The organism is Streptomyces sp. NPDC050448 (assembly GCF_040655295.1).
Taxonomy (GTDB): domain Bacteria; phylum Actinomycetota; class Actinomycetes; order Streptomycetales; family Streptomycetaceae; genus Streptomyces.
This window is the reverse complement of record NZ_JBFAJR010000001.1, coordinates 576,301-596,712: the sequence shown is the minus strand read 5'-3', so window position 1 is coordinate 596,712 and position 20,412 is coordinate 576,301. Positions and strand designations below refer to the sequence as shown.

The following is a 20,412-nucleotide window of genomic DNA, read 5'->3' as shown; positions in this document are numbered from 1 at the left end:
GTCTGATTCCGCCATGACCGATCGACCGGGCCTCGGCCGCCAGCAGCAGACGGCGCTGGCGCTCATCCAGATGTGGCAACAGCACCGTGAACTTCGCCGCCAGCGCCACCGCTATGTCTTCGATCGCTTCCATAGCACACCAACGACCACCGAACCGGGAAGCTACGGGTAAATCATCTGCAAGCCCTAATCCCCCGACCTTGCGCTTTGAGGTGAAGACCCAGGCCAGAGCAAGTTTCAGGCCAGAAGTAACCGCGAAGCCCGTGCAGGAGCCCCCTGTCCCGCCTTTCACCGGCGCGGCCGGGGGCTCTTCCGGTGGTGGCGGCTCCGCCGCAGGTCACGTTCGGATGTACGTGCTCCTCGTCGAGTTCTTCCACGTCCAGGTCGAGTGCCAGCTGCACGGGCACGGGTTTCGGCCCGTGGCGTCGGGTCAGATCGGCTCGGAGGCCGTATGCCTTCCGGAACCGCGTCGCAATGACCGGGACGCCCCTGACATTGCTGCCGACGACCATCACGCCTGCGCCCTTCCCCCCCCACGTGGTGAGAACGCCGAGCTGCCTCCTCACCACGGCGGGTCCGCCGGGTGAGGCGGGTGAGAGGGCGGCGCACATACCGCGCTCACAGGATGTCCGTGGCGCGGGGCGCCGTGGCGGGGTGCAGCAGGCGGGGCCGAGCCGGCCGGGGCGGGGGCGCGGGCGCGGGAGGGTGCAGCAGCAAGGCGCTTGGCGGGACGCGGAGTTCCTGAGCGGGCGCCGTCGGGGGTTTGGGGTCCGCGTGGTGGGGGAGGGGGCGGGGATGGGGGAGTGGGTTGCAGTGGGTGGGGCGGCGGTTCTGTTGGTCGCCGTGGTGTTGGCCGGGTGGGGGAGGGAGATCCGGAGCTTCGACCAGCGGCGGGATGCCGAGCGGGCGCGGTTGCTCGCGCAGGTGGCGGAGCCCGCGCCGGTCGCTGAGGATCCCAAGTACGCCGATGTCGGGGGGATACCGGCCGGGCGGGACGGGCACGGGGACGCCGAGTTCACCACCGTGCTCGTGGAGTACTACGCGTACGGGCTGACGCAGGCGCGCAGCAGCTTCGCCACCAGCCAGCGGTTTGCCGGGGCGGGCGCCGCCATCCTGCTGCTCGGGGTGGCGCTGGCCGTGTGGAAGGCCGAGAGCAGCGGTGATCTGTATCTCGGTGTGGTCACCAGCTCGGTCGGCGTCGTCGTCACGCTCATCGGGCAGCTGTTTCACCGGCGGGCCGACATCGCGCTCAGGCACATGGCCGATCAGACCACCTCGCTGCGCGAGGACCGGCGGGCCGCCGCAGCCATGCAGCAGGCCGTCGAGCTGCTCGACGAGGTCATGGACCCCGAGCTGCGGGCGCGGCTGCAAGCCGGTTTGATCATGAAACTGTCCGGGGCCGAGCTGCCCCGGTAGCGGGATAGTGGGGGTATGTGCCGTTCGATTAAGACCCTGCGCCCGCCCGCCATCCCCGAGAAGGCCACCGAGGAGGAGATCCGCGCCGCCGCACTGCAGTACGTACGGAAGGTGTCCGGGTTCCGGGCGCCCGCCGCGCACAATCAGGAGGTCTTCGAGGCCGCCGTGGAGGCGATTGCCGAGGCGACGCGGGACCTGCTGGACGGGCTGCAGGTCAGAGGCGCGGTGGCCACCGTTTAGGTCCCGCCGGGACCCCGTCCGCTTCCCTGGGGACCACCGCGACCGGGCGGCCGACGACGATCAGGGCCTCCGGCGGCGCAGCAGCCCGGGCCCGGGGCGGCGATCGGGGCCGGGTGAACGGGTGAGCCGCTGCGCCGCCCGAGGGAGTCGGTACGAGGGGTGATGCCGGAGAGAGAAGAGGGCCGCGGGCTACGCCGCAGGCGCCGCCGTCGGGGCGGGGCGGCGGATGACGAAGGCCGCCAGGGCCCCGGCGGCGAAGAGGGCGACCACGGAGACCGCCGTGCCGAGCCAGGTGGCGCCGAGCCACCGGGTGCCGAAGTACCCCAGGGCCACGCTGTACCCGGCCCAGGCCATGCCCGCCAGGACCGACCAGGGCAGGAACTCCATGACCTTGCGGTGGGTCTTGCCCGCGCCGAGGGACACCACGGAGCGGCCGGCCGGGGCGAAGCGGGCGATCACCACCAGGGCGCCGCCGCCGCGGGCCAGGGCCGTACCCAGGCGTTCCTGGGCCAGGGTCAGCCGGCGGGACCGGGCGATCGCGCGGTCCAGCCGGGCCCCGCCGCGCCGGGCCAGCCGAAACGCTGCCATGTCACCCAGTACCGACGAGGTCGTGGCGATCACCAGCAGGGCCAGGATGTCCGGCACCTGCGCCGGAACCGGCACCGGCCCGGCCGCCCCGGCGGCCGCCGCTGCCGCCGCAGCGGTGATCACCAGAACCCCGCTCGGCAGCACCGGCAGGAAGACATCGAGCACGACGGACAGCGCCACCACGGCGTAGATCCATGGGCTCGCGGTCAGCGACCCCAGAGTCTCAAGCAAAGCGGGACTCCCCAGTCCGATTGGCGTGCTTCGGCGTGAAGCGCCGCGACGTCGCGGGGGAGCGGCAGGGGCGGCTGACAGCCATACAGCGTACGCCTGGTGATGCTGCACCGTACGCCCGGGGCGCCTTGGGCCCACCGGGTGTCAGCACAGTGCGCCAGCCCGGTGTGTCGGTCTGGTGTGTGCGGTCTGTTGTGTCAGCCCCGTGTGTCGGCCCGGTGGGTCGGCCTGGTGTGTCGGCCCCGTGTGTCGGCCCGCTGTGTCAGTCCCGTGTGTCAGTCCCGTGTGTCAGTCCCGTGTGTCAGCCCAGCCTGCGACTCCCCGTCCTCCGTACCGGTCGCGTCGTCCGTGGCGTTCGCGTCGGTCGTCGCGCCTGCGCTGTCGGCCCGTTCGTGCCGCCCCGCACCCCGCCGTACTCAATCCACCGCCGTCAGCTCCCGGTCCAGCACCGTCACCAACCGGGCCCCCTGCTGCCCCTTCCGCCCCTTGTGCGCCTGGTCCAGCCGCAGCCGGGCCGACCGGCCCGCCAGCGCGAGCGTCATCAGCTGATTGCCGAACCACGGCCCACCCGTACGACGCCAGCTCAGCGGTGGCCGACCGGTCCGCCCGTGCCGCGAGAACCCGCGCCCCAGCCACCGCCCCGTCCGCGACCAGCCCAGCCGGAAACCCCACTTCACCGCCGTGTGGATCGAGTTGTGCACCGGCGAGCACGTCAACTGGAACACCCTCGCCGTACTGGGTATTCGGGGCTCGGCCACATACGCGTGATGCACGTCCCCCGACAGCACGCACACCGTCGCCGGCGCCCGCGGCCCCGTCCCCACCTCCTCGATCAGATCGCTGAGCGCCGCGAACGAGGCCGGGAACGCCGCCCAGTGCTCCAGATCGCTGCGCCGCCGCAGATCCTCTCCGATCCGCGCCCACCGCGGCCCCCGCTCACCGCGGCACAGTGCGGCATTCCACACCTCCGCATCATGGATCAGCGGCGGCATCAGCCACGGCAGCGAGGACCCGATCAGCAGGTGGTCGTAACCGCCGTGCCCGGACAGCGCGTTCTCCCGGAGCCACTCCTGCTCCGCCGGATCCAGCATCGCCCGCCCGTCCTCGGCCAGCACCCGCGCCGCCCGCGTGTCCACCATCAGCAGCCGCGACCGGCCGAAGTCGCGCCGGTAACTCCAGCGCACCGAGCCGGGATCGGCATCCGCCGCGGCGACGAAGGCCCGCAGCGCATCCGTACCGTCCGGGGTCTTGCGTACGGCCTCGTACAGCGCGTCGGCAGCGAGCTCGGCCGGCGAGAGATTGCCCAGGTGCTGGTACACCCAGTACGACATCAGCCCGCTGAGCACCCGCTCCTGCCACCAGGGCGTCGCCCGCATCTCCGCCAGCCACGCCGCGCTGGTGTTCCAGTCGTCCACGACATCGTGGTCGTCGAATATCTGCAGGCTGGGGACGGTGGAGAGCAGCCAGCGGATCTCCGGGTCGAGCCAGGACTCGTAGTACAGCCGCGTGTACTCCTCGTAGTCCGCGACCTGTGCGCCGGGGCCCTCCCGCAGGTCCCGACGGGCCGCGAGCCACTGTCTGGTCTCCCGGGACAGCTGATCCGCGTACACCTGGTCGCCCAGCAGGAGGAGCACATCCGGCCGCACCTCATCCGGATCGGCGGCCAGCCGCGCCGCGAGGGTGTCGAGGGCGTCCGGACCGTGCGGCCCGTGCCGGCCGGCCGGCGGCGCAGCCTGCCGGCACGACCCGAACGTCACCCGCAGCCCCGGGGCGGGCCGCCCGGGCGCCGTGACGGCAGGCGTGGTGATCGTGCTCGGCGGGAAGGCCGTGCCCGCCGGCGGCCAGACGCCCACGCCGTCGAGCAGCACCTCGTACGCCGTGGTGCTCCCCGGGGCAAGGCCGGTCACCGGAACCAGCGCGTAGTGGTGCCCGGCGACCTGGAAGGTACGTACGCTGCCGCCGGCCCCGTCGGCGCAGCGCACTTCGGCCGTGCACGGGCGGTCGGCCTCGACCCATATCGTGGCCGAACCGCCCGTGTCCCAGTCGACGTAGCGAAGCAGTGGCCCCAGACGCAATCCGGCCATGCAACTCCCCCTCCTCCGTAGCCGCTTCGATCACGGTACGACGGGGAGGGGGAGCGCGGCCTCCCCCTGGCGGGGGATAGGCCGGGTGAATGGTCGGCGGCCGGTTCGGGGCTGCTTCGCGGGTTGCTTCGGGGGCCGGTTCGGTGTCCGGTCGGCGGCTGTTTCGGCCTCCGGTTCGACTTCCGGTTTGGCCTCCGGTTTGGCCTCCGGTTTCGGCCCCCGGACCAGTCTGCGTATCAGCAGCCGTTGAGGATGTTCACCAGGGCCGTCTTCTCGCCGGAGTCCATGCTCAGACCCCAGTACTGCTTCACTTCGACCCACATCCGGGCGTACGTGCAGCGGTAGGCGGTCCGCGGCGGCAGCCACTTGCCCGGGTCGAGGTCGCCCTTGGCCTGGTTGACGTTGTCGGTGACTGCGATGAGCTGCGGGCGGGTGAGGTCGTTGGCGAACTGCTGGCGCTTGGAGGTGGTCCAAGAGCTGGCCCCGGAGCGCCAGGCCTCGGCGAGCGGGACGACGTGGTCGATGTCGAGGTCGGCGGCGGCGGTCCAGGTGGCGCCGTCGTACTCGGAGTACCAGCTGCCGCTCACGGAGGCGCAGGACGAGTCGGTGACGACGTTGACGCCGTCGCGCTTGAGGACCGTCTCGCGGGTGTTGCAGGTGCCGGAGACGGTGCTCCAGTGCGGGAAGAGGCTGCGGCTGTAGCCGCTGAGCGAGCCCTCCGTCTTCGGGGTGACCGTGGCGAGGTAGGAGCGGGCGGCCGCGGCGCTGATGGGGGTGGGCGGGGAGGCCTGGGCGACGGGCGCGTTCACGAGGGAGGTGAGGGCGGCGAGCGTGGCTGCTGACGCGAGCACGCCGATTCGACGCGCGTAGACGGCGGGTATGAGGTTCTTGAGGGCCATGAGGGGGCTCCCTGGATGCGGGGGGGTGTGGCCGGTCGGCCCCGGAGGGGCGCGGCCATGGTGGCGGCGCCAGATTGCGTGGCGGCGGGCGCAAGGTTACAGGGTTGCGACATGGGCATGTCATATGTGGGCCGCGAGTAACTCCCCGGAATTAAATGGAAGTTGAGCTTCCTGGTGGGGGTGAGGGTGACGGCGAGGTGGGGGGTGTGACTCCGGCCGGGTGTGGGGCGGGGCGCGCTGTCATGTGCTGCATGTGCCGCATGTGCCGCAAGTGCCGCAAGTGCTGCATGTGCTGCATGTGCTGCTCCGCGGGCCCGGGTGAGGGGTCGGCGGGGCGGCCGGCGAGGCGGCCGGGCGGGCTGCCGACCGTGCTGCTCGGTGCGTGCCCGGGTGAGCGGACCGGCGGGGCGAGCAGGATGGGCCCGACGGGACCAAAGGCCTATTCCGGGCGGCAGCGGGCGTCGCGTATTCTGAGGGGAGCAGAAGGGGAGTAGCTCTTCGCCGGACCGTCGACATACTGCTGGGTCACCCCAGCCGGCGCCCGGAGGCAGGTCGCACGCAGTGGCCGGCCAGCGAGACCTTCGGCCGCAGTGTCCTGTTCCTGTTCATCTGCACCCGTCCACACACCGGGTGTGTGGACGCAGTCAGGGCGCCGCCGAGCCGAAGCGACCCCTGAATCACCCCAGGTCTCTCGGTATCGATGGCGTCCCGCCCGACCGATTGAGGTTCCGCCCCCGTGTTCAGCAGCACCTTCAGCATCACCGTCACGGCGATCGCCTTCGGAGTCGTCTTCCTCGCGGAACTCCCCGACAAGACGGCCCTCGCCGGACTGATGCTCGGCACCCGCTACCGCGCCTCGTACGTCTTCGCCGGTGTTGCCGCCGCCTTCGCCGTCCACGTCGCACTCGCCATCGCCGCCGGCAGCGTGCTGGCCCTGCTCCCGCACCGGCTCGTGCAGGCCGTCGTCGGCGTTCTCTTCCTCGCGGGCGCGGCCATGCTCCTCCTGAAGAAGGGCGACGGGGACGAGGCGGTCAAGGCACCCGCCGACCAGTCCTTCTGGAAGGTCTCCGGGGCAGGATTCATGCTGATCCTCGTGGCCGAGTTCGGTGACCTGACCCAGATCATGACCGCCAACCTCGCCGCACGGTACGACAACCCCGTCTCGGTCGGCATCGGCGCCGTCCTCGCCCTGTGGGCGGTCGCGGGCATCGGGATCCTGGGCGGGAAGACCCTCATGAAGTACGTGCCGCTGCACCTGATCACGAAGGTCGCGGCGGGCGTGATGGCGGCGCTGGCCGCGTTCTCGCTGTACGAGGCGATCGCGGGCTGACAGGGGGCGGACAGGGCGCGGGATATTTCCTTGCGGGAGGCGGACGTGCGGGGCACGCTTGCGGGCGTGATCGACAGCACTGACTCCGAGTCCGCGTCCGGGCCTGCACCTGTGCCTGTGCCTGTGCCTGCTTCTGCTTCTGCGTCTGGGGCGGCGCCGACGTCCGGGCCCGGACCCGAGCGGCGCTTCGGCTGGTCCAACATGTTCGTCCACCCCGATGAGGACACCCGGACCGACGGCGGCTTCCAGGGCGAACGCGCCATCCTCGCCGGATACCTGCGCGACCAGCGGCTGACGCTGGAGCTGAAGTGCGCCGGACTCGACGCCGAGGCGATGGCACGCCGCTCGGTCGAGCCGTCGAACCTGTCCCTGCTGGGGCTCGTACGGCACTTGGCGGGGGTGGAGCAGTACTGGTTCCGGCACGTGATGGCGGGCGAGGACGTACGACGGCACTATCGCTCGGCGGAGGATCCGACAGCGGATTTCACAGAGGCGGTGGCAGACCCGGTGGTGGTCGCGGACGCGTGGGCCACGTGGCGGGCCGAGGTCGCCTTCGCGGACCAGCTGGTGGCCGACGCCGCAGACCTGGGCGTCACGGGCGACAGCGATGGACAGCCGATGGAGCTCCGCGAGGTCCTGGTCCACATGATCGAGGAATACGCCCGCCACAACGGCCATGCCGACTTGCTGAGGGAGCGGATCGACGGGCGGGTGGGGCAGTAGGGGGGCGCTGGCTGGTGGGCGGGGTCTGCGCGCTCGGCGGCGGAAGGGCCGGGCGGGGGTTCGGGGGCGGGTCCGCCGACCCCGGCCGACCGAAACCCCGCCCCGAAGTCCCGGTCTGCCGTTCCGACGCGGAGTATGCGCCCCCGGCCCCGAAGCCCCCACCGGCTTCCGCGCCGCCGAGTCAGCGGCTCGCGCCGATCCCGACCCCCGCCCCACCCCGCCCCGACCGCGCCTCAGGCTCCCGGCGTCAGCGTCAGGTGGATCGAGCCGTCCGGGGTGGTGGTCACCGCGATCGAGGTCAGGTCGGGGACGTGGGCCGTCGGGGCGTGGGCCGCGGCCCGGGGGCCTATGCCGATCACGCGCATGCCCGCAGCCCGGCCCGCGGCGATGCCCGCGGCGGAGTCCTCGAAGACGATGCAGTCGGCCGGGTCCACGCCCAGTTCGGCGGCGCCCTTGAGGAAGCCCTCGGGGTCGGGCTTGCTGGCCTGGACGGACTCGGCCGTGACCCGTACCTCGGGCATGGGCAGGGCGGCGGCGGTCATCCGGGCCGCGGCAAGGGCCGCGTCCGCGGAGGTGACCAGGGCGTGCGGCAGTCCCTCGATCGCCGCCATGAACTCCGCGGCTCCGCCGACCGGGACCACGCCATCGGTGTCGGCGGTCTCGCGGGCGAGCATCACGGTGTTCTCGGCGTAATTGAGCTCCAGGGGGCGCTCCGGCAGGAGGATCGCCATCGTGGCGTAGCCCTGCCGGCCGTGGACCACCTTGAGGGCCTCCTGCGGATCCAGCCCGTGGGACACCGCCCAGTCGCGCCAGCAGCGCTCGACCACCGCGTCCGAGTTGACGATGGTGCCGTCCATGTCCAGGAGCAGGGCCTTGGCGGTCAGGACGACGGGTGCGGTGGTGGTGCTGGCCGGCATCGGCGGTGCTCCAGACGGGCAGGAAAGAGAACAAGCGGTTCCGCCCACCGGTCAGGGAGTGCGGGCGGAACCACTTTGTTTCTACACGATACAAAACATGGGGCGGTCCGCGCCACTCCGCGAGGAATCAGCCCGTGCCCTCCAGAGCCCGCCGGGTCTCCGGACCGTAGACGCCCCAGTCCTCGTCGATGTTGTTCTGCCACTGGAAATCCGAGACAGCGTTCTCCGTGCGGTCGTCGAACCTGCCGCTGACCTTCCCCTTGTAGTAGCCCCGCCCGGCCAGGAGCCGCTGCATCTTCTCCACCTCCGGGCCCGAATCCCCGTACCTCAGCGTCGGGGGTGGTGCCTGGGTGCTCGGCTTGCGGCTCGAGCTGGCCGACGGGGTCGGGGGTGCCGAGGTGCGGGAGGCGCTGGGCGAGGCGGAGGGGGATGCCGATTTCGAGGCGCTCGATGACGGCGAAGCCGAGGCTGAGGCCGAGCGGGACGGGCTGCCCGTGGATGTCGGCTGCGTCGGGCCGGCCGGAGCCACGCTCACGGCGGGCGCGGACGGCTTGGCGTCCAGCAGGACGGTGTCGCTGTCACCGGAGCGCGGGAGCATCCCCAGCGCCAGGGCCGCCGTGCCGACGGCGACCACCGTGCCGGCGCCGGCCAGGATCGTCGGGAACCGCCGTCGGCCGGTTGCGCCGGACCGCTTTTCGGGGCCCCCACCCCCACCCCTCCCCCCGCCCCTGGTGCCGGCTGCCGGGTCGGCCGCCCGGAGCTGGACCGTCTCGGCCGGCCAGACCGCCTGCGGCGGTGTGTCCGGCCAGGCCACGGGTATCCCGTACGCCGGGGTGTCGTCCCCGTGCGGCGCCTCGCCGGGGCGGGCGTGCCCGCCCGCGGGGCCGGCCACCACGCCCCGCACCGGCTGCGGGGGCGGCGGGCCGTCGGACTGGCCGGGGTTGGGAAGCGTCACGTACGGACGGATGCGCAGCGGCTCGAAACCCGCCCCCGGCGCACACCCGCAGTCGACGCCCACGGCGCCGCATTCTGGACAGCGCTCAGCGCTCACTGGAATCCCTCCCTGGCCATTGCCTGCGATTATGCAGACCCTCCGGGACCCGCCCAACCCACCCGAGAGGCCATAACCGGCCACACCGCTCAGGATGGACATGTTGATCCGGCCCGAGGAGGAACGGATGGCTCAGGATGTGACCAAGGACGCCGCGGAACCCGCTCCCCCACCGCACACGTCCGGCCCAGCCGCCGAACACGCCTCCCGCGAGGTCCTCGCCTCCATCGGCGCCCTGCTGCTCGGTCTGCTGATCGCGGCCCTCGACCAGACCATCGTCTCCACGGCCCTGCCGACGATCGTCAGCGAGCTGGGCGGCATGGCGCACCTGTCCTGGGTCGTCACCGCCTACATTCTGGCCTCCACCGCCGCCACACCCCTGTGGGGCAAGCTCGGCGACCAATACGGACGCAAGAAGCTGTTCCAGTGCGCCATCGTGCTCTTCCTCATCGGATCGGCGCTGTGCGGGCTCGCCCAGGACATGCCGCAGCTCATCGGGTTCCGCGCTGTGCAGGGCTTGGGCGGCGGCGGATTGATCGTGCTGTCGATGGCGATCGTCGGAGACATCGTCCCGCCCCGCGAGCGCGGCAAGTACCAAGGCCTCTTCGGCGCCGTCTTCGGCGCGAGCAGCGTGCTCGGACCGCTGCTGGGCGGCCTGTTCGTCGACAACCTCTCCTGGCGCTGGGTCTTCTACATCAACCTCCCCATCGGTCTCGTCGCGCTCGTCGTCATCGCCGCGGCCCTGCACATCCCCGCACGCCCCTCGAAACACACCATCGACTACTTCGGCACGTTCCTCATCGCCTGCGTCGCCACCTGCCTCGTGCTCGTCGCCTCCCTCGGCGGCACCTGGGGCTGGGGCTCGACCCGGATCATCGGCCTGGCCGTCCTCGGCGCCGTGCTGCTCGCCGCCTTTCTCCTCGTCGAGCGGCGGGCCGTCGAACCCGTCCTGCCGCTGAGGCTGTTCAGGATCCGCACCTTCACCCTCTGCTCGGTGATCAGTTTCGTCGTCGGTTTCGCGATGTTCGGCGCGATGGTCTACCTGCCGACGTTCCTCCAGGTGGTCCAGGGCGTCTCGCCCACCCTGTCCGGCGTCCACATGCTGCCGATGGTGCTCGGCATGCTGATCTCCTCCACCGCCTCCGGCCAGATCGTCAGCCGCACCGGACGGTGGAAGGTCTTCCCGATCGCGGGCACGGCCGTGACCGCGATCGGGCTGCTCCTGCTGCACCAGCTGGAGCGCACCAGCGGCACCTGGGAGATGAGCCTCTGCTTCTTCGTCTTCGGTACCGGACTGGGTCTGGTCATGCAGGTGCTGGTGCTGGTCGTGCAGAACGCCGTCAGCTACGCCGACCTCGGCGTGGCCACCTCCGGTGCCACCTTCTTCCGCTCCATCGGCGCCTCCTTCGGCGTCGCGATCTTCGGCACGGTCTTCACCAACCGGCTCGACGGCAAGCTCGCCACCGCCTTCGCCGGGCTTGCGGTGCCGCCCGGTACGGCCGCGCAGGTGGAGGCCGATCCGCGGGCCATCCGACAACTGCCCGCCGAGTTGCAGCCCCGCGTGCTCGACGCGTACGCGGCCTCGATCACCGACGTCTTCCTCTATGCCGTGCCCGTCGTCCTCCTCGCCTTCGTCGTCGCCTGGTTCCTCAAGGAGGACGTGCTCCGCGGCTCGGTCACCGCGCCCGACGTCACCGAGACCCTCGCCTCCAACCCCGTCCACCGCTCTTCCCGCGACGAGGTCGCCCGCGCGCTCACGGTCCTCGGGACCCGCGAGGGCCGCCGCCACGTCTACGAGAAGATCACCGAGAAGGCCGGCCTCGACCTGTTGCCCGCGGCCAGCTGGCTGCTGCTGCGGATCAAGAAGTACGGCTCCGCCGAGCCCGCGATGCTCGCGGAACGGACCACCGTGCCGGTGAGGGTGATCACGGACGCCGCCCGCCAGATCGAGGAGCTCGGACTGGCCGTACGGGACGGACTGCCGCTGGTCCTGACCGAGCGCGGGCGGGAGTGCGCCGAGAAGCTGGCCGAGGCCCGCGAGGAGTCGCTCGCCGAACTGCTCGGCGACTGGTGGGGCCCGGACCGCCCCACCGACCTGGTCAAGCTGGTCAAGGAGATCAACGCGGAGCTCTGCGGATCCGACGCCGAGGAGCCCTATGACGCCGAGCCGCGCCGGGACCACGCCGCGCCCTGAGCCCGGCAGCCGGGCCGGCCGGCCCGGCTCAGGCCAGGGGCTTCTCGAACCAGTGCTCCGCGTACCGTCCCGCGTTGTACGCCGGTATCTCCGCATACCCGTGCCGCGTGTACAACGCGCGGGCCTCCACCAGGTCCGACCGGGTGTCGAGCCGGACCCGCTCGGCGCCGAACGCGCGGGCCTCGTCCTCCAGGGCGGCGAGCAGCGCCGCCCCGCCGCCGGTGCCGCGGGCGCGCGGGTCCACGTACACCCTGGTGAGCTCGGCGGTGACGGCGTCGAGCAGCCGTATGCCGCCGCAGGCCAGGGGCCTGCCGTCCCGTCGGCCGACGACGAACCGGCCCGTCGGCGGGACGAGCCCGTCGTCCGGGTCGTCCCGCAGGCCCTGGTCGATCTCGGCCTCGGTGGCGGGCCGTTTCCAGTACCGGCCGGCGACCTCCGCGTAGTAGGCGCGGCGCAGCGTGGTGGCGTCGGCGGTGGCGAAGTGCTCGGTGACGACGGTCCAGTTGCCCGTTGCGGGGCCGGTGGCGGCGGGGCTGCTGCCCGTGTTGACGATGTTCATGGCGTCATTGTGGAGTCCGTGCGCGTCTCGCCGCGTGGAATATCCACAGGTACGGGCCGATGATAGGAAAAAGGGTCAATCACTCATATGGAGGGCGTGAGACGACATGGCCGAGCACCCCGACGCTGCCCTGATCCGCCGCGGCTACGAGGCCTTCGGCAGGGGCGACATGGAGACGCTGGGCACGCTGATGACGGCCGACGTCATCCACCACGTGCCCGGCAGCAACCCGTTCTCCGGACACCACAAGGGCCGTGAAGCCGTCCTCGACATGTACCGGCGGCTCGGCGAGGAGACGAAGGGCACCTTCCAGGTCGATCTGCACGCGGTGCTGGTCGACGGGCGCGGCCACGTCATGGCCTTCCACACGGCGCGCGGCGACCGGGGCGACCACGGGATCGAGATCCAGGAAGGCCTCTTCTTCACGATCGTCGGCGGGAAGATCACTGACGTCGACCAGTGCACGCAGGACATCGACGAGGAGGACGCCTTCTGGGGCTGAACCGGCACCGGTTGAACCGGCACCGGTTGAACCGACACCGGCTGAACCGGCAGGCGGCTGAACCGGCAGCGGCTGAACCGGCCGATCCAGCTGATGCGGCTGCCCCAGCGGTCACCGCTGTCACGGCCGCCCCGGCCGTACCAGCCGATTCCGGCGCCGACCCCCTCGTCCCGCCCGCTCGCCCGCCCGCACCGCGCCGCGTAGCGCGGCCCCGGCTCAGCCCTGCGGCTTCGGCGCCGCCTGCTGCACGACCTCGAACGACCACACCGTCGACGCGGAGGCCGCCGGCTTCGGCCGCTCACCCGAGCCCGAGCCCGAGCCCGAACCCGCGCCGCCGCCTTGGTGTGCCGCCTTCATGGGCCCCTCCATCCACGCCTGGAAGTCCTCCTCCGACCGCCACCGCGTGTACACCAGGTACTGGTCCGTCCCCTCCACGGGACGCAGCAGCTCGAACCATTCGAACCCGTCCGAGCTCTCCACGGCGCCCGCCCGCGAGGCGAACCGCTGCTCCAGTACTTCCCGCTGCTCGGCGGGCACGGTCAGTGCGTTGATCTTTACAACACTGGGCACATGACACCTCTCAGGAGTAAGGCCGGGCCGTGCGCCTGGCCTTGACGACGTGCGTGCAGTCTCCTACATCCGCCGGTCGCGGCGGCGTGAAGACGCTTCCGAGGGTTTCCGGGCGAACGGCAGGGCGCGGGAACTCCACCGGCCATGACCACCTTCCGGGGTACCGGAAGGAGTTGTCAGGCGTGCAGTTCCCGCGGTGCTCGGACCTGTTCGCCTCCTCGGACGGACGGGTCCCTGGAAGCTCCTTCTAGGACGGGGACGGACGCTCGCCCTCGCTGCCGGGCGGGTTGCCGATCTGCTCGTTGAGCTTCTGCTGCGCCGTGTCAACCTGACTCTGGTACTTGTTCTGAGTCTTTGCGTCGAAGGCGTCCCCGGCCTTTTCGACTCCCTGGCGCGCCTGGTCCGGGTGTCCCTTGACCAGGCCTTTGAGCTTGTCGAGCATGGACATGAGCCGTCCTCTCTCCGGAATCCTGTCGCTTCCACCTTCTGCGCGAAGGCTGACGTGTGCATCCGGAAAGGCCGGCCGCCTGAGGCAAGCGCCCCCGCATCCTGCCCGCGCAGGTCGGCGGGGCCTCTTTCGCGTCCTGCGCTCCGCGGAGGCGGGGCATCTGGCCTGCGGCTCGTGCGCTGACCGTGCCGGGACGGATCACCCGCAGGTCAGGGCGTGTGTGCGTGCGCTGACAGACTTGTTGATCTTCACGATGCTCATGCCCGCCACCCTGGGGATCCCTTGGGGGATATCGTCCTCCCAGGTAATGACGTGGTGCATGAAGCGCGGCAGCCAGGCGAAGTCAAGGTTGCGGTCAACAGGGCGGGAGGCCGGCGAGGCGTGGCTAACGCGGCAGAGCACAGTGGTGCGAACGGACATGCCGGGGTCATAGGCGGTAGCGGCAGACTGGGAGCGGCACGGTTCCTCCTGTGGGCGCTGGCCGGAGTCCTCGCCCTCAGACAGGCCGCCGCCGTGCTGCGGGTGCCACCGGGCGAGTGGCTCAGCGACTTCCACCTCCCCAGCAGCTTTCCCGGCTCGCTCTACGCCGCCGGCCAGTTCACCGGGACCCCCTTCGCCGGGCTGGTCCTGCGGCCGTTCCTCCGCCTTGCGGCACCTTCGCTGGAGGTGGCGTGGACCTGTGTGACGCTGCTGTTCGTCGCCGCCGTCGGGCTGGTCGCCGCGCGCAGTCTGCCCGATCCGGTGCCGCGGCGCACCGCACTGCTCGCCGCGCCCGTGCTGGTCGGCCTGATGATGGTGTCGCTGCCCGTCCGTGAAGCCGCCTCGCCGGGCCAGACCGCCGTCCTGCCCGTGCTGCTGGTGCTGCTGGCCGTCTTCCGGGTGCCCGGCGAGCGCCCGTCCGGCTTCCTCGTCGGCCTCGCCGCCGCGCTCCAGCCGGCGCTGCTGTTCTTCGCGCCGCTGCTGTGGCTCACCGGCCGCCGCCCCACCGCCAAGACCGCCGCCGCGACGTTCGCCGGAGCCACCGTGCTGTCCTGGGCGGCCCTGCCGCGCGACTCCTGGACGTACTGGGTCCACCACCTGGCCGGCACCGGCCTCGGCGGCGCCCCCGACGGCCTCGCCAACCAGTCCGTGCACGGCGCGCTGCTGCGGCTCGGCCTGAGCGGCCCCCTCGAGATCCTGCTGTACGTGGCGCTGGCGGCCGCGATCGCCTGGGTCGGCCTGCGCCGGGCGGCCCGCTACGCCCGCGACGGCCAGCTGCTGCTCGCCGTGGCCGTCACCGGCTGCGTGGCCGTCGCCGTGGCGCCGACCGGCTGGCGCCAGCAGCTGCTGTGGGTCCTGCTCGCGGTGGCCGGCAAGGTCGGCAAGCGGGCGGCGGACCGGCCCGTGTGGCCGGTGGCCGTGGTGCTCGCCATGACGCTGCCCAGCGATGTGCTGCTGCCCAACCTGGCCGCGCTGGCCCCCGTACGGGACAACGTGCTGCTGCTCGCCGCGCTGGCGGCGGCCTGCGCGGTGCCGTTCCTGCCGCGCTCCTCGCCGTACTGGCGTGCGCCCGTCCCGACGGAGTACGGCCGGCCGGCCGCCGCCCGGTGGTCGCGGGTGCCGCTGCTGCCGTTCTGGCGGCGCGTGCTGTCGCGCCCCAACCTGCTGCTGGAGCTGCTGCTGATACGGGTGGGGTACTCGTTGTACTCGCACATCCGGGCCGCCGCGCCCAGCAGCCGCAGCCTCGCCGAGGGCCACGGGAGTCAGATCCACGCCGTCGAGCGGGCACTGGGCATCGACGTCGAGCACGCCGTCAACCACGCCGTGGTGAACGCGCCCTGGCTGGAGAAGTTCTTCAACTTCTACTACACGTCGTTCCACTTCGTGGTGCCGCTGACGATCCTGGCGGTCCTGTACTGGCGCAGGCCGGGCGACTACCGCTGGGCCCGCGCCTCCCTGGGCCTGGCCACCGTCCTCGCGCTCATCGGCTTCTGGCTCTACCCGCTGGCGCCGCCGCGGCTGATGCCCGCGCTCGGCTTCATCGACACCGTGCACGGACCGCAGGATCTGGCCAACCCGCAGTACGGGGCGATGACCGCGATCTCCAACCAGTACGCGGCGATGCCCTCGCTGCACTTCGGCTGGTCGCTGTGGTGCGGGGTCGTCATCATCGTGCTCGCGCCGAAGGGCTGGCAGAAGCTCCTGGGGGCGCTGCACCCGCTGATCACGGTGTGCGCGATCGTCGCCACCGCCAACCACTGGGTGCTGGACGCGGTCGGTGGCGCGGTCGTCGTCGGCGCCGGGTTCGGGCTCGTCTACGTACTGTCGGGGCCGCGGGGCGCCGTCCTGCCGGCCGGGCTGAGCGTGCCGCGGCCGCGCGAGCCGGAGCGGGCGGGCGCCGCGTCGCGCACCCGGGCCTGACGAAGTCGGGTACCCAGGCTTGACGAAGTCGCGTACCCGGGCCTGACGAAGGGGTGCCGATAGGGTCTCGTACCCGTCCCGGCACCCCTTCGGTGGATCGCCGCGTCCTGTCAGGATCCGCCGCGGGCGACGCCTGCGCCACTCGGGGCGATCACCGGCCCGCCGCGCCGCCCGGGGAGAGCCGGTCCACGACGAGCGCGATGGCGGCCTCGGCGGTGTCGGTCTCGGCGATGACGGTGTTCAGGCTGGGGCTGCGCACCCGGAAGCGGCCGTCGGGGGTGGGCTCGGCGGCCGGTGCCTCCACCTTGAAGGGGTGGCGGGTGCAGGAACTGAACCACAGGGTCCACTGGCGGGTGAACGGGTACAGCCGGCGCAGCTGCGGCTGCGCGGAGGCGGCCTCGATGAGCTCGATGACGCCGCGGCAGAGCGTTTCGGGCCCGCCGCGCTCCTGGATCAGCCGCCACGTCGTGGGCAGCCGCTGCCAGCGGGCATCCACCCGGTGAGCGGTGTCTGTATCGGCAGCGTGAAGGTTCATCCGCGCAGTGTGACGCCCCACCGGTCTCAGGACAATGGTCCGGAAGCCAACGATCCGGCATACGTGCGCCCCTGATGCGCCCCGCCCGCACGCCGGGTACGCCCCTGGCGCGCACCCCCGGGCATTCCAGGGGACGGCAGGGGCCGGGGCGTGGGAGGAGCGACCCCTGCCGTCGCGCAACCGGTACGGCCGCGGGCGCTCAACCGTGGCTGACCCGGAGCTCCTTGATGCCGTTGAGCCAGGCGGCGCGCAGCCGGCGCGGTTCCTCTCCGGTCAGCCGCAGGTCGGGCAGGGTGTCGGCCAGCGCGTTGAAGATCAGGTCGATCTCCATGATGGCCAGGGACTTGCCGAGGCAGAAGTGCGGGCCGCCGCCCCCGAAGCCCAGGTGCGGGTTCGGGTCGCGGGTGATGTCGAAGACGTCCGGGTTCTCGAAGACCTCGGGGTCGTGGTTGGCGGAGGAGTAGAACAGCCCCACCCGGTCGCCCGCCTTGATCTTCTGCCCGCCCAGCTCGGTGTCCTGGGTGGCGGTGCGCTGGAAGGAGACCACCGGGGTGGCCCAGCGCACGATCTCCTCGGCGGCCGTCGCCGGCCGGGTCGCCTTGTACAGCTCCCACTGGTCGGGGTGGGTCAGGAAGGCGTGCATGCCGTGGCTGATGGCGTTGCGCGTGGTCTCGTTGCCGGCGACCGCCAGCAGCAGCACGAAGAACCCGAACTCGTCGGAGCCCAGGTTGCCCTGGCCTTCGGCCGCCACCAGCTGCGTGACGATGTCCTTGGCCGGGCACTCCTTGCGGGCGGCGGACAGGTTCATGGCGTAGCCGATGAGTTCCATCGCCGCGCTGGAGCCGACCTCCTCGGTGATCGCGTACTCGGGGTCGTCGTACGCGATCATCTTGTTCGACCAGTCGAAGATGCGCAGCCGGTCCTCCTGCGGTACGCCGATCAGTTCGGCGATGGCCTGGAGCGGGAGCTCGCACGCCACCTGCGTGACGAAGTCGAAGCTGCCGTCGCCCGAGACCGCCAGGGCCTGGGCGACGATCTTCCGGGCCCGGTCGCGCAGGGCCTCCTCCAGGCCGCGGATGGCCCGCGGGGTGAAACCGCGCTGCACGATCTGGCGTACGCGGGTGTGCTCCGGCGGGTCCATGTTCAGCATGATCAGGCGCTGGGCATCTATCTGCTCGCGCTGGATGTGCTCGTTGAAGCGGATGATCGCCGTATTGGTGGTGGAGGAGAACAGCTCCGGGTGCGTGGAGACGTACTTGACGTCCGCGTGCCGGGTCACGACCCAGTAGCCCTCGTCGTCGAAGCCGGTGATGCCGCGCTGCTGGGGGCACCACCACACGGGTGCGGTCTGCCGCAGCTGTGCGAACTCGGGGAAGGGGACCCGGTCCTGGAGGAGGTCGGGGTCGGTGGCGTCGAAGCCTTCGGGCAGCGCGGGACAGGGCATCGGGCGACTCCAATGTCTGACGGCCCATCAGAAGTTGGCTTGAAGGTAGTAACGAGTTCTAGAAGTGACAAGGGCCCTCGCGCCAACTGTTGCGTGTGGAATCCGTGGAAGCCGCGTGCAAGACCCTTGCGTGCCGGGCCTTGGGGTCATAAGACTGCGAGGAGAACTAGAACGCGTACTAGTTCGGGCGGGGCGCCGGGACGGCCCGCCGCGCCGGCACAGTGCAGGAGAGGACGAGCTCATGGCCGCGGAACCCGTCATCGTCGAAGCCGTACGCACCCCCATCGGCAAGCGCGGGGGCGCGCTCGCCAACCTCCATCCCGCCTACCTGCTCGGCGAGACGTACCGTGAACTCCTCGCCCGGACCGGAATCCAGCCCGACTGCGTCGAGCAGATCGTCGGCGGCACCGTCACCCACGCCGGCGAGCAGTCCATGAACCCGGCGCGCAACGCCTGGCTCGCCATGGGCCTGCCGTACGAGACCGCCGCGACGACCGTGGACTGCCAGTGCGGCAGCTCCCAGCAGGCCAACCACATGGTCGCCAACATGATCTCCGGCGGGGTCATGGACATCGGCATCGCCTGCGGCGTCGAGGCGATGAGCCGGGTGCCGCTGGGCTCCGGCTCCAAGCACGGCCCCGGCAAGCCCTTCCCGGACGAGTGGAACGTCGACCTCCCGAACCAGTTCGAGGCCGCCGAGCGGATCGCCCGCCACCGGGGCCTGACCCGCGAGGACGTCGACCGGCTCGGGCTCCTCTCCCAGGAGCGGGCCGCCACCGCATGGGCCGAGGAGCGGTTCAAACGGGAGACCTTCGCCGTCCAGGTCCCGACGACGGAGGAGGAGCAGGCCGCCGGGCAGGGCATGTGGCGCCTCGTCGACCGGGACGAGGGGCTGCGCGACACCAGCATGGAGGCGCTGGCCCGGCTGAAGCCGGTCATGCCGACCGCCGTGCACACCGCCGGGAACTCCTCGCAGATATCGGACGGGGCCGCCGCCGTGATGTGGGCCTCACGCAAGATGGCCCGCGCGCTGAAGCTCAAGCCGCGCGCCCGGATCGTCGCCCAGACCCTGGTCGGCGCCGACCCGCACTACCACCTCGACGGGCCGATCGACGCGACGCGGGCCGTGCTCGGCAAGGCCGGCATGTCCCTCAAGGACATCGACCTGGTCGAGATCAACGAGGCCTTCGCCTCCGTCGTCCTCAGCTGGGCCCAGGTCTTCGAGCAGGACCTGGAGAAGGTCAACGTCAACGGCGGCGGCATCGCGCTCGGCCACCCCGTCGGCGCGACCGGCGCCCGGCTGATCACCACCGCGCTGCACGAGCTGGAACGCCGCGACAAGGAATTCGCGCTGATCACCATGTGCGCCGGCGGCGCGCTCGCGACCGGGACGATCATCCAGCGGCTGTAGGCGGCGCCGGCCGCAGGCCGGCCGTACGGACCCTGTGGGATGGGAAACAGAAGGCCCCGGTGGCCGGACCTGGGGAGGTCCGGCCACCGGGGCCTTCGCACTGCCGGCACGGTCGGCGCTGCCGGCACTGCTCGTACCGCTATGGGGTCACTGGCGGCTTAGTACCAGTGGTTGGCCTGCCAGAAGTTCCAGGCGCCGACCGGGCTGCCGTAGCGGGAGTTCATGTAGTCCAGGCCCCACTTGATCTGGGTGGCCGGGTTGGTCTTCCAGTCCGCACCCGCCGAGGCCATCTTCGAGCCCGGCAGGGCCTGGGCCAGGCCGTACGCACCCGAGGAGGAGTTCGTGGCGGTGTGGTCCCAGCCGCTCTCGTGGGAAATGATCTTGTCGAAGGCGGCGAACTGGGCCGGGTCCTTGATCATCTGGTGCGCGATCGCCTTGGCGTCCATCGGAGCCGCCTGAGCGGGAACCGTGGCGAGCATGGTGCCGGCGACGCCCAGGGCGACGATGGAGCCGGCGAGGGTCTTCTTGGAGGCGGCGATGCGACGGATGACAGCGTTGGACACGGATGAACCTTCCGAAGGGGACAAGGGTGGTCGCGGGCATGTCGAAGACATGCGTGAGCCACTCACGCAGAGGAGAGGGGTTCGTCGGGCGGGGGGCGAAGACCCCGGCCGCCGTAGCGACAACACCAGTTAGCCAGGCCTCCGAGGGTCTGGCAATGACCCCGGTTACTAGCCGTCCTCGCAGTCGGGGCCCCTTGGCGCCTGGCCGGGGGTGCGGGTGTTCATGCAGGTGAGGGCCCGGTTTCCGGGCGGTGGCAGGGGGCCGTGAGGCCTACTACTCCAGGCCGTATGTGACGTGGGTCCTATG

Annotated in this window: 19 protein-coding genes; 8 read left to right on the top strand and 11 right to left on the bottom strand. The window is 71.5% G+C overall.

Translation table 11 applies throughout. The features are described 5' to 3' along the window. Window positions 1–795: 795 nt before the first annotated feature. Window positions 796–1,416, top strand: a complete 621-nt coding sequence (locus AB0I68_RS02745) for a hypothetical protein (RefSeq protein WP_363175348.1) — start codon at window positions 796–798, stop codon at window positions 1,414–1,416. A gap of 15 nt (window positions 1,417–1,431) precedes the next feature. Beyond that, window positions 1,432–1,656, top strand: coding sequence for a DUF2277 domain-containing protein (locus AB0I68_RS02740; protein WP_363175347.1), 225 nt, complete (start codon window positions 1,432–1,434; stop codon window positions 1,654–1,656). Window positions 1,657–1,845: 189 nt separating this feature from the next. Here AB0I68_RS02740 and AB0I68_RS02735 read toward each other — a convergent pair whose 3' ends face one another. The 3 genes from AB0I68_RS02735 to AB0I68_RS02725 form a co-directional block, all read right to left on the bottom strand. After that, complete coding sequence (locus tag AB0I68_RS02735; protein WP_363175345.1) at window positions 1,846–2,475, bottom strand: VTT domain-containing protein; 630 nt, start codon at window positions 2,473–2,475, stop codon at window positions 1,846–1,848. Between the two features lie 416 nt (window positions 2,476–2,891). After that, window positions 2,892–4,559 carry an alkaline phosphatase D family protein gene (locus AB0I68_RS02730; protein ID WP_363175344.1) on the bottom strand — a complete coding sequence of 556 codons (1,668 nt, stop codon included), beginning with the start codon at window positions 4,557–4,559 and terminating at the stop codon, window positions 2,892–2,894. A gap of 236 nt (window positions 4,560–4,795) precedes the next feature. After that, the gene (locus AB0I68_RS02725) at window positions 4,796–5,458 is read right to left on the bottom strand and encodes an HNH endonuclease family protein (RefSeq protein ID WP_363175343.1); all 663 of its coding nucleotides are present in this window, start codon (window positions 5,456–5,458) and stop codon (window positions 4,796–4,798) included. A 736-nt stretch (window positions 5,459–6,194) separates the two neighbouring features. On the opposite strand from AB0I68_RS02725, the gene AB0I68_RS02720 reads away from it, so the two are divergent. After that, window positions 6,195–6,788: a TMEM165/GDT1 family protein gene (locus AB0I68_RS02720; RefSeq protein ID WP_363175342.1), complete on the top strand. Its 594-nt coding sequence runs from the start codon at window positions 6,195–6,197 to the stop codon at window positions 6,786–6,788. A gap of 201 nt (window positions 6,789–6,989) precedes the next feature. Further along, window positions 6,990–7,511, top strand: a complete 522-nt coding sequence (locus tag AB0I68_RS02715; RefSeq protein WP_363175341.1) for a DinB family protein — start codon at window positions 6,990–6,992, stop codon at window positions 7,509–7,511. Between the two features lie 233 nt (window positions 7,512–7,744). On the opposite strand, the gene AB0I68_RS02710 is transcribed toward AB0I68_RS02715, so the two are convergent. After that, window positions 7,745–8,428 (bottom strand): HAD-IA family hydrolase, encoded by a 684-nt coding sequence (locus AB0I68_RS02710; protein ID WP_363175340.1) that lies wholly within the window; start codon window positions 8,426–8,428, stop codon window positions 7,745–7,747. 127 nt (window positions 8,429–8,555) lie between these two features. Continuing rightward, window positions 8,556–9,479, bottom strand: coding sequence for a peptidoglycan-binding protein (locus AB0I68_RS02705; protein ID WP_363175339.1), 924 nt, complete (start codon window positions 9,477–9,479; stop codon window positions 8,556–8,558). A 127-nt stretch (window positions 9,480–9,606) separates the two neighbouring features. Between AB0I68_RS02705 and AB0I68_RS02700 the strand changes: the two genes are divergently transcribed. Next, window positions 9,607–11,673 carry an MFS transporter gene (locus tag AB0I68_RS02700; protein ID WP_363175338.1) on the top strand — a complete coding sequence of 689 codons (2,067 nt, stop codon included), beginning with the start codon at window positions 9,607–9,609 and terminating at the stop codon, window positions 11,671–11,673. Between the two features lie 28 nt (window positions 11,674–11,701). On the opposite strand, the gene AB0I68_RS02695 is transcribed toward AB0I68_RS02700, so the two are convergent. Further along, window positions 11,702–12,232, bottom strand: coding sequence for a GNAT family N-acetyltransferase (locus tag AB0I68_RS02695; protein ID WP_363175337.1), 531 nt, complete (start codon window positions 12,230–12,232; stop codon window positions 11,702–11,704). Window positions 12,233–12,338: 106 nt separating this feature from the next. Here AB0I68_RS02695 and AB0I68_RS02690 point away from each other — a divergent pair, with 106 nt between their 5' ends. Further along, a complete protein-coding gene (locus AB0I68_RS02690; RefSeq protein ID WP_363175336.1) occupies window positions 12,339–12,734 on the top strand; it encodes a nuclear transport factor 2 family protein in 396 nt (131 codons plus the stop codon). Window positions 12,735–12,950: 216 nt separating this feature from the next. Here the strand turns inward: AB0I68_RS02690 and AB0I68_RS02685 are convergent, their stop codons facing one another. Then, complete coding sequence (locus AB0I68_RS02685) at window positions 12,951–13,304, bottom strand: antibiotic biosynthesis monooxygenase (protein ID WP_363175335.1); 354 nt, start codon at window positions 13,302–13,304, stop codon at window positions 12,951–12,953. Window positions 13,305–13,551: 247 nt separating this feature from the next. Then, window positions 13,552–13,752 carry an antitoxin gene (locus AB0I68_RS02680; RefSeq protein ID WP_363175334.1) on the bottom strand — a complete coding sequence of 67 codons (201 nt, stop codon included), beginning with the start codon at window positions 13,750–13,752 and terminating at the stop codon, window positions 13,552–13,554. 381 nt (window positions 13,753–14,133) lie between these two features. Here AB0I68_RS02680 and AB0I68_RS02675 point away from each other — a divergent pair, with 381 nt between their 5' ends. Next, entirely contained in the window at window positions 14,134–16,152 is a 2,019-nt protein-coding gene (locus tag AB0I68_RS02675) for a bifunctional glycosyltransferase 87/phosphatase PAP2 family protein (protein ID WP_363175333.1), read from the top strand. A gap of 151 nt (window positions 16,153–16,303) precedes the next feature. Here AB0I68_RS02675 and AB0I68_RS02670 read toward each other — a convergent pair whose 3' ends face one another. Both AB0I68_RS02670 and AB0I68_RS02665 read right to left on the bottom strand, forming a co-directional pair. Continuing rightward, the gene (locus AB0I68_RS02670; protein WP_363175332.1) at window positions 16,304–16,687 is read right to left on the bottom strand and encodes a DUF6193 family natural product biosynthesis protein; all 384 of its coding nucleotides are present in this window, start codon (window positions 16,685–16,687) and stop codon (window positions 16,304–16,306) included. 199 nt (window positions 16,688–16,886) lie between these two features. Continuing rightward, complete coding sequence (locus tag AB0I68_RS02665) at window positions 16,887–18,131, bottom strand: cytochrome P450 (protein ID WP_363175331.1); 1,245 nt, start codon at window positions 18,129–18,131, stop codon at window positions 16,887–16,889. A 241-nt stretch (window positions 18,132–18,372) separates the two neighbouring features. Between AB0I68_RS02665 and AB0I68_RS02660 the strand changes: the two genes are divergently transcribed. Beyond that, window positions 18,373–19,542, top strand: a complete 1,170-nt coding sequence (locus tag AB0I68_RS02660; protein ID WP_363175330.1) for a steroid 3-ketoacyl-CoA thiolase — start codon at window positions 18,373–18,375, stop codon at window positions 19,540–19,542. A gap of 158 nt (window positions 19,543–19,700) precedes the next feature. On the opposite strand, the gene AB0I68_RS02655 is transcribed toward AB0I68_RS02660, so the two are convergent. Beyond that, a complete protein-coding gene (locus AB0I68_RS02655) occupies window positions 19,701–20,156 on the bottom strand; it encodes a transglycosylase SLT domain-containing protein (protein WP_363175329.1) in 456 nt (151 codons plus the stop codon). Window positions 20,157–20,412: the final 256 nt, after the last annotated feature.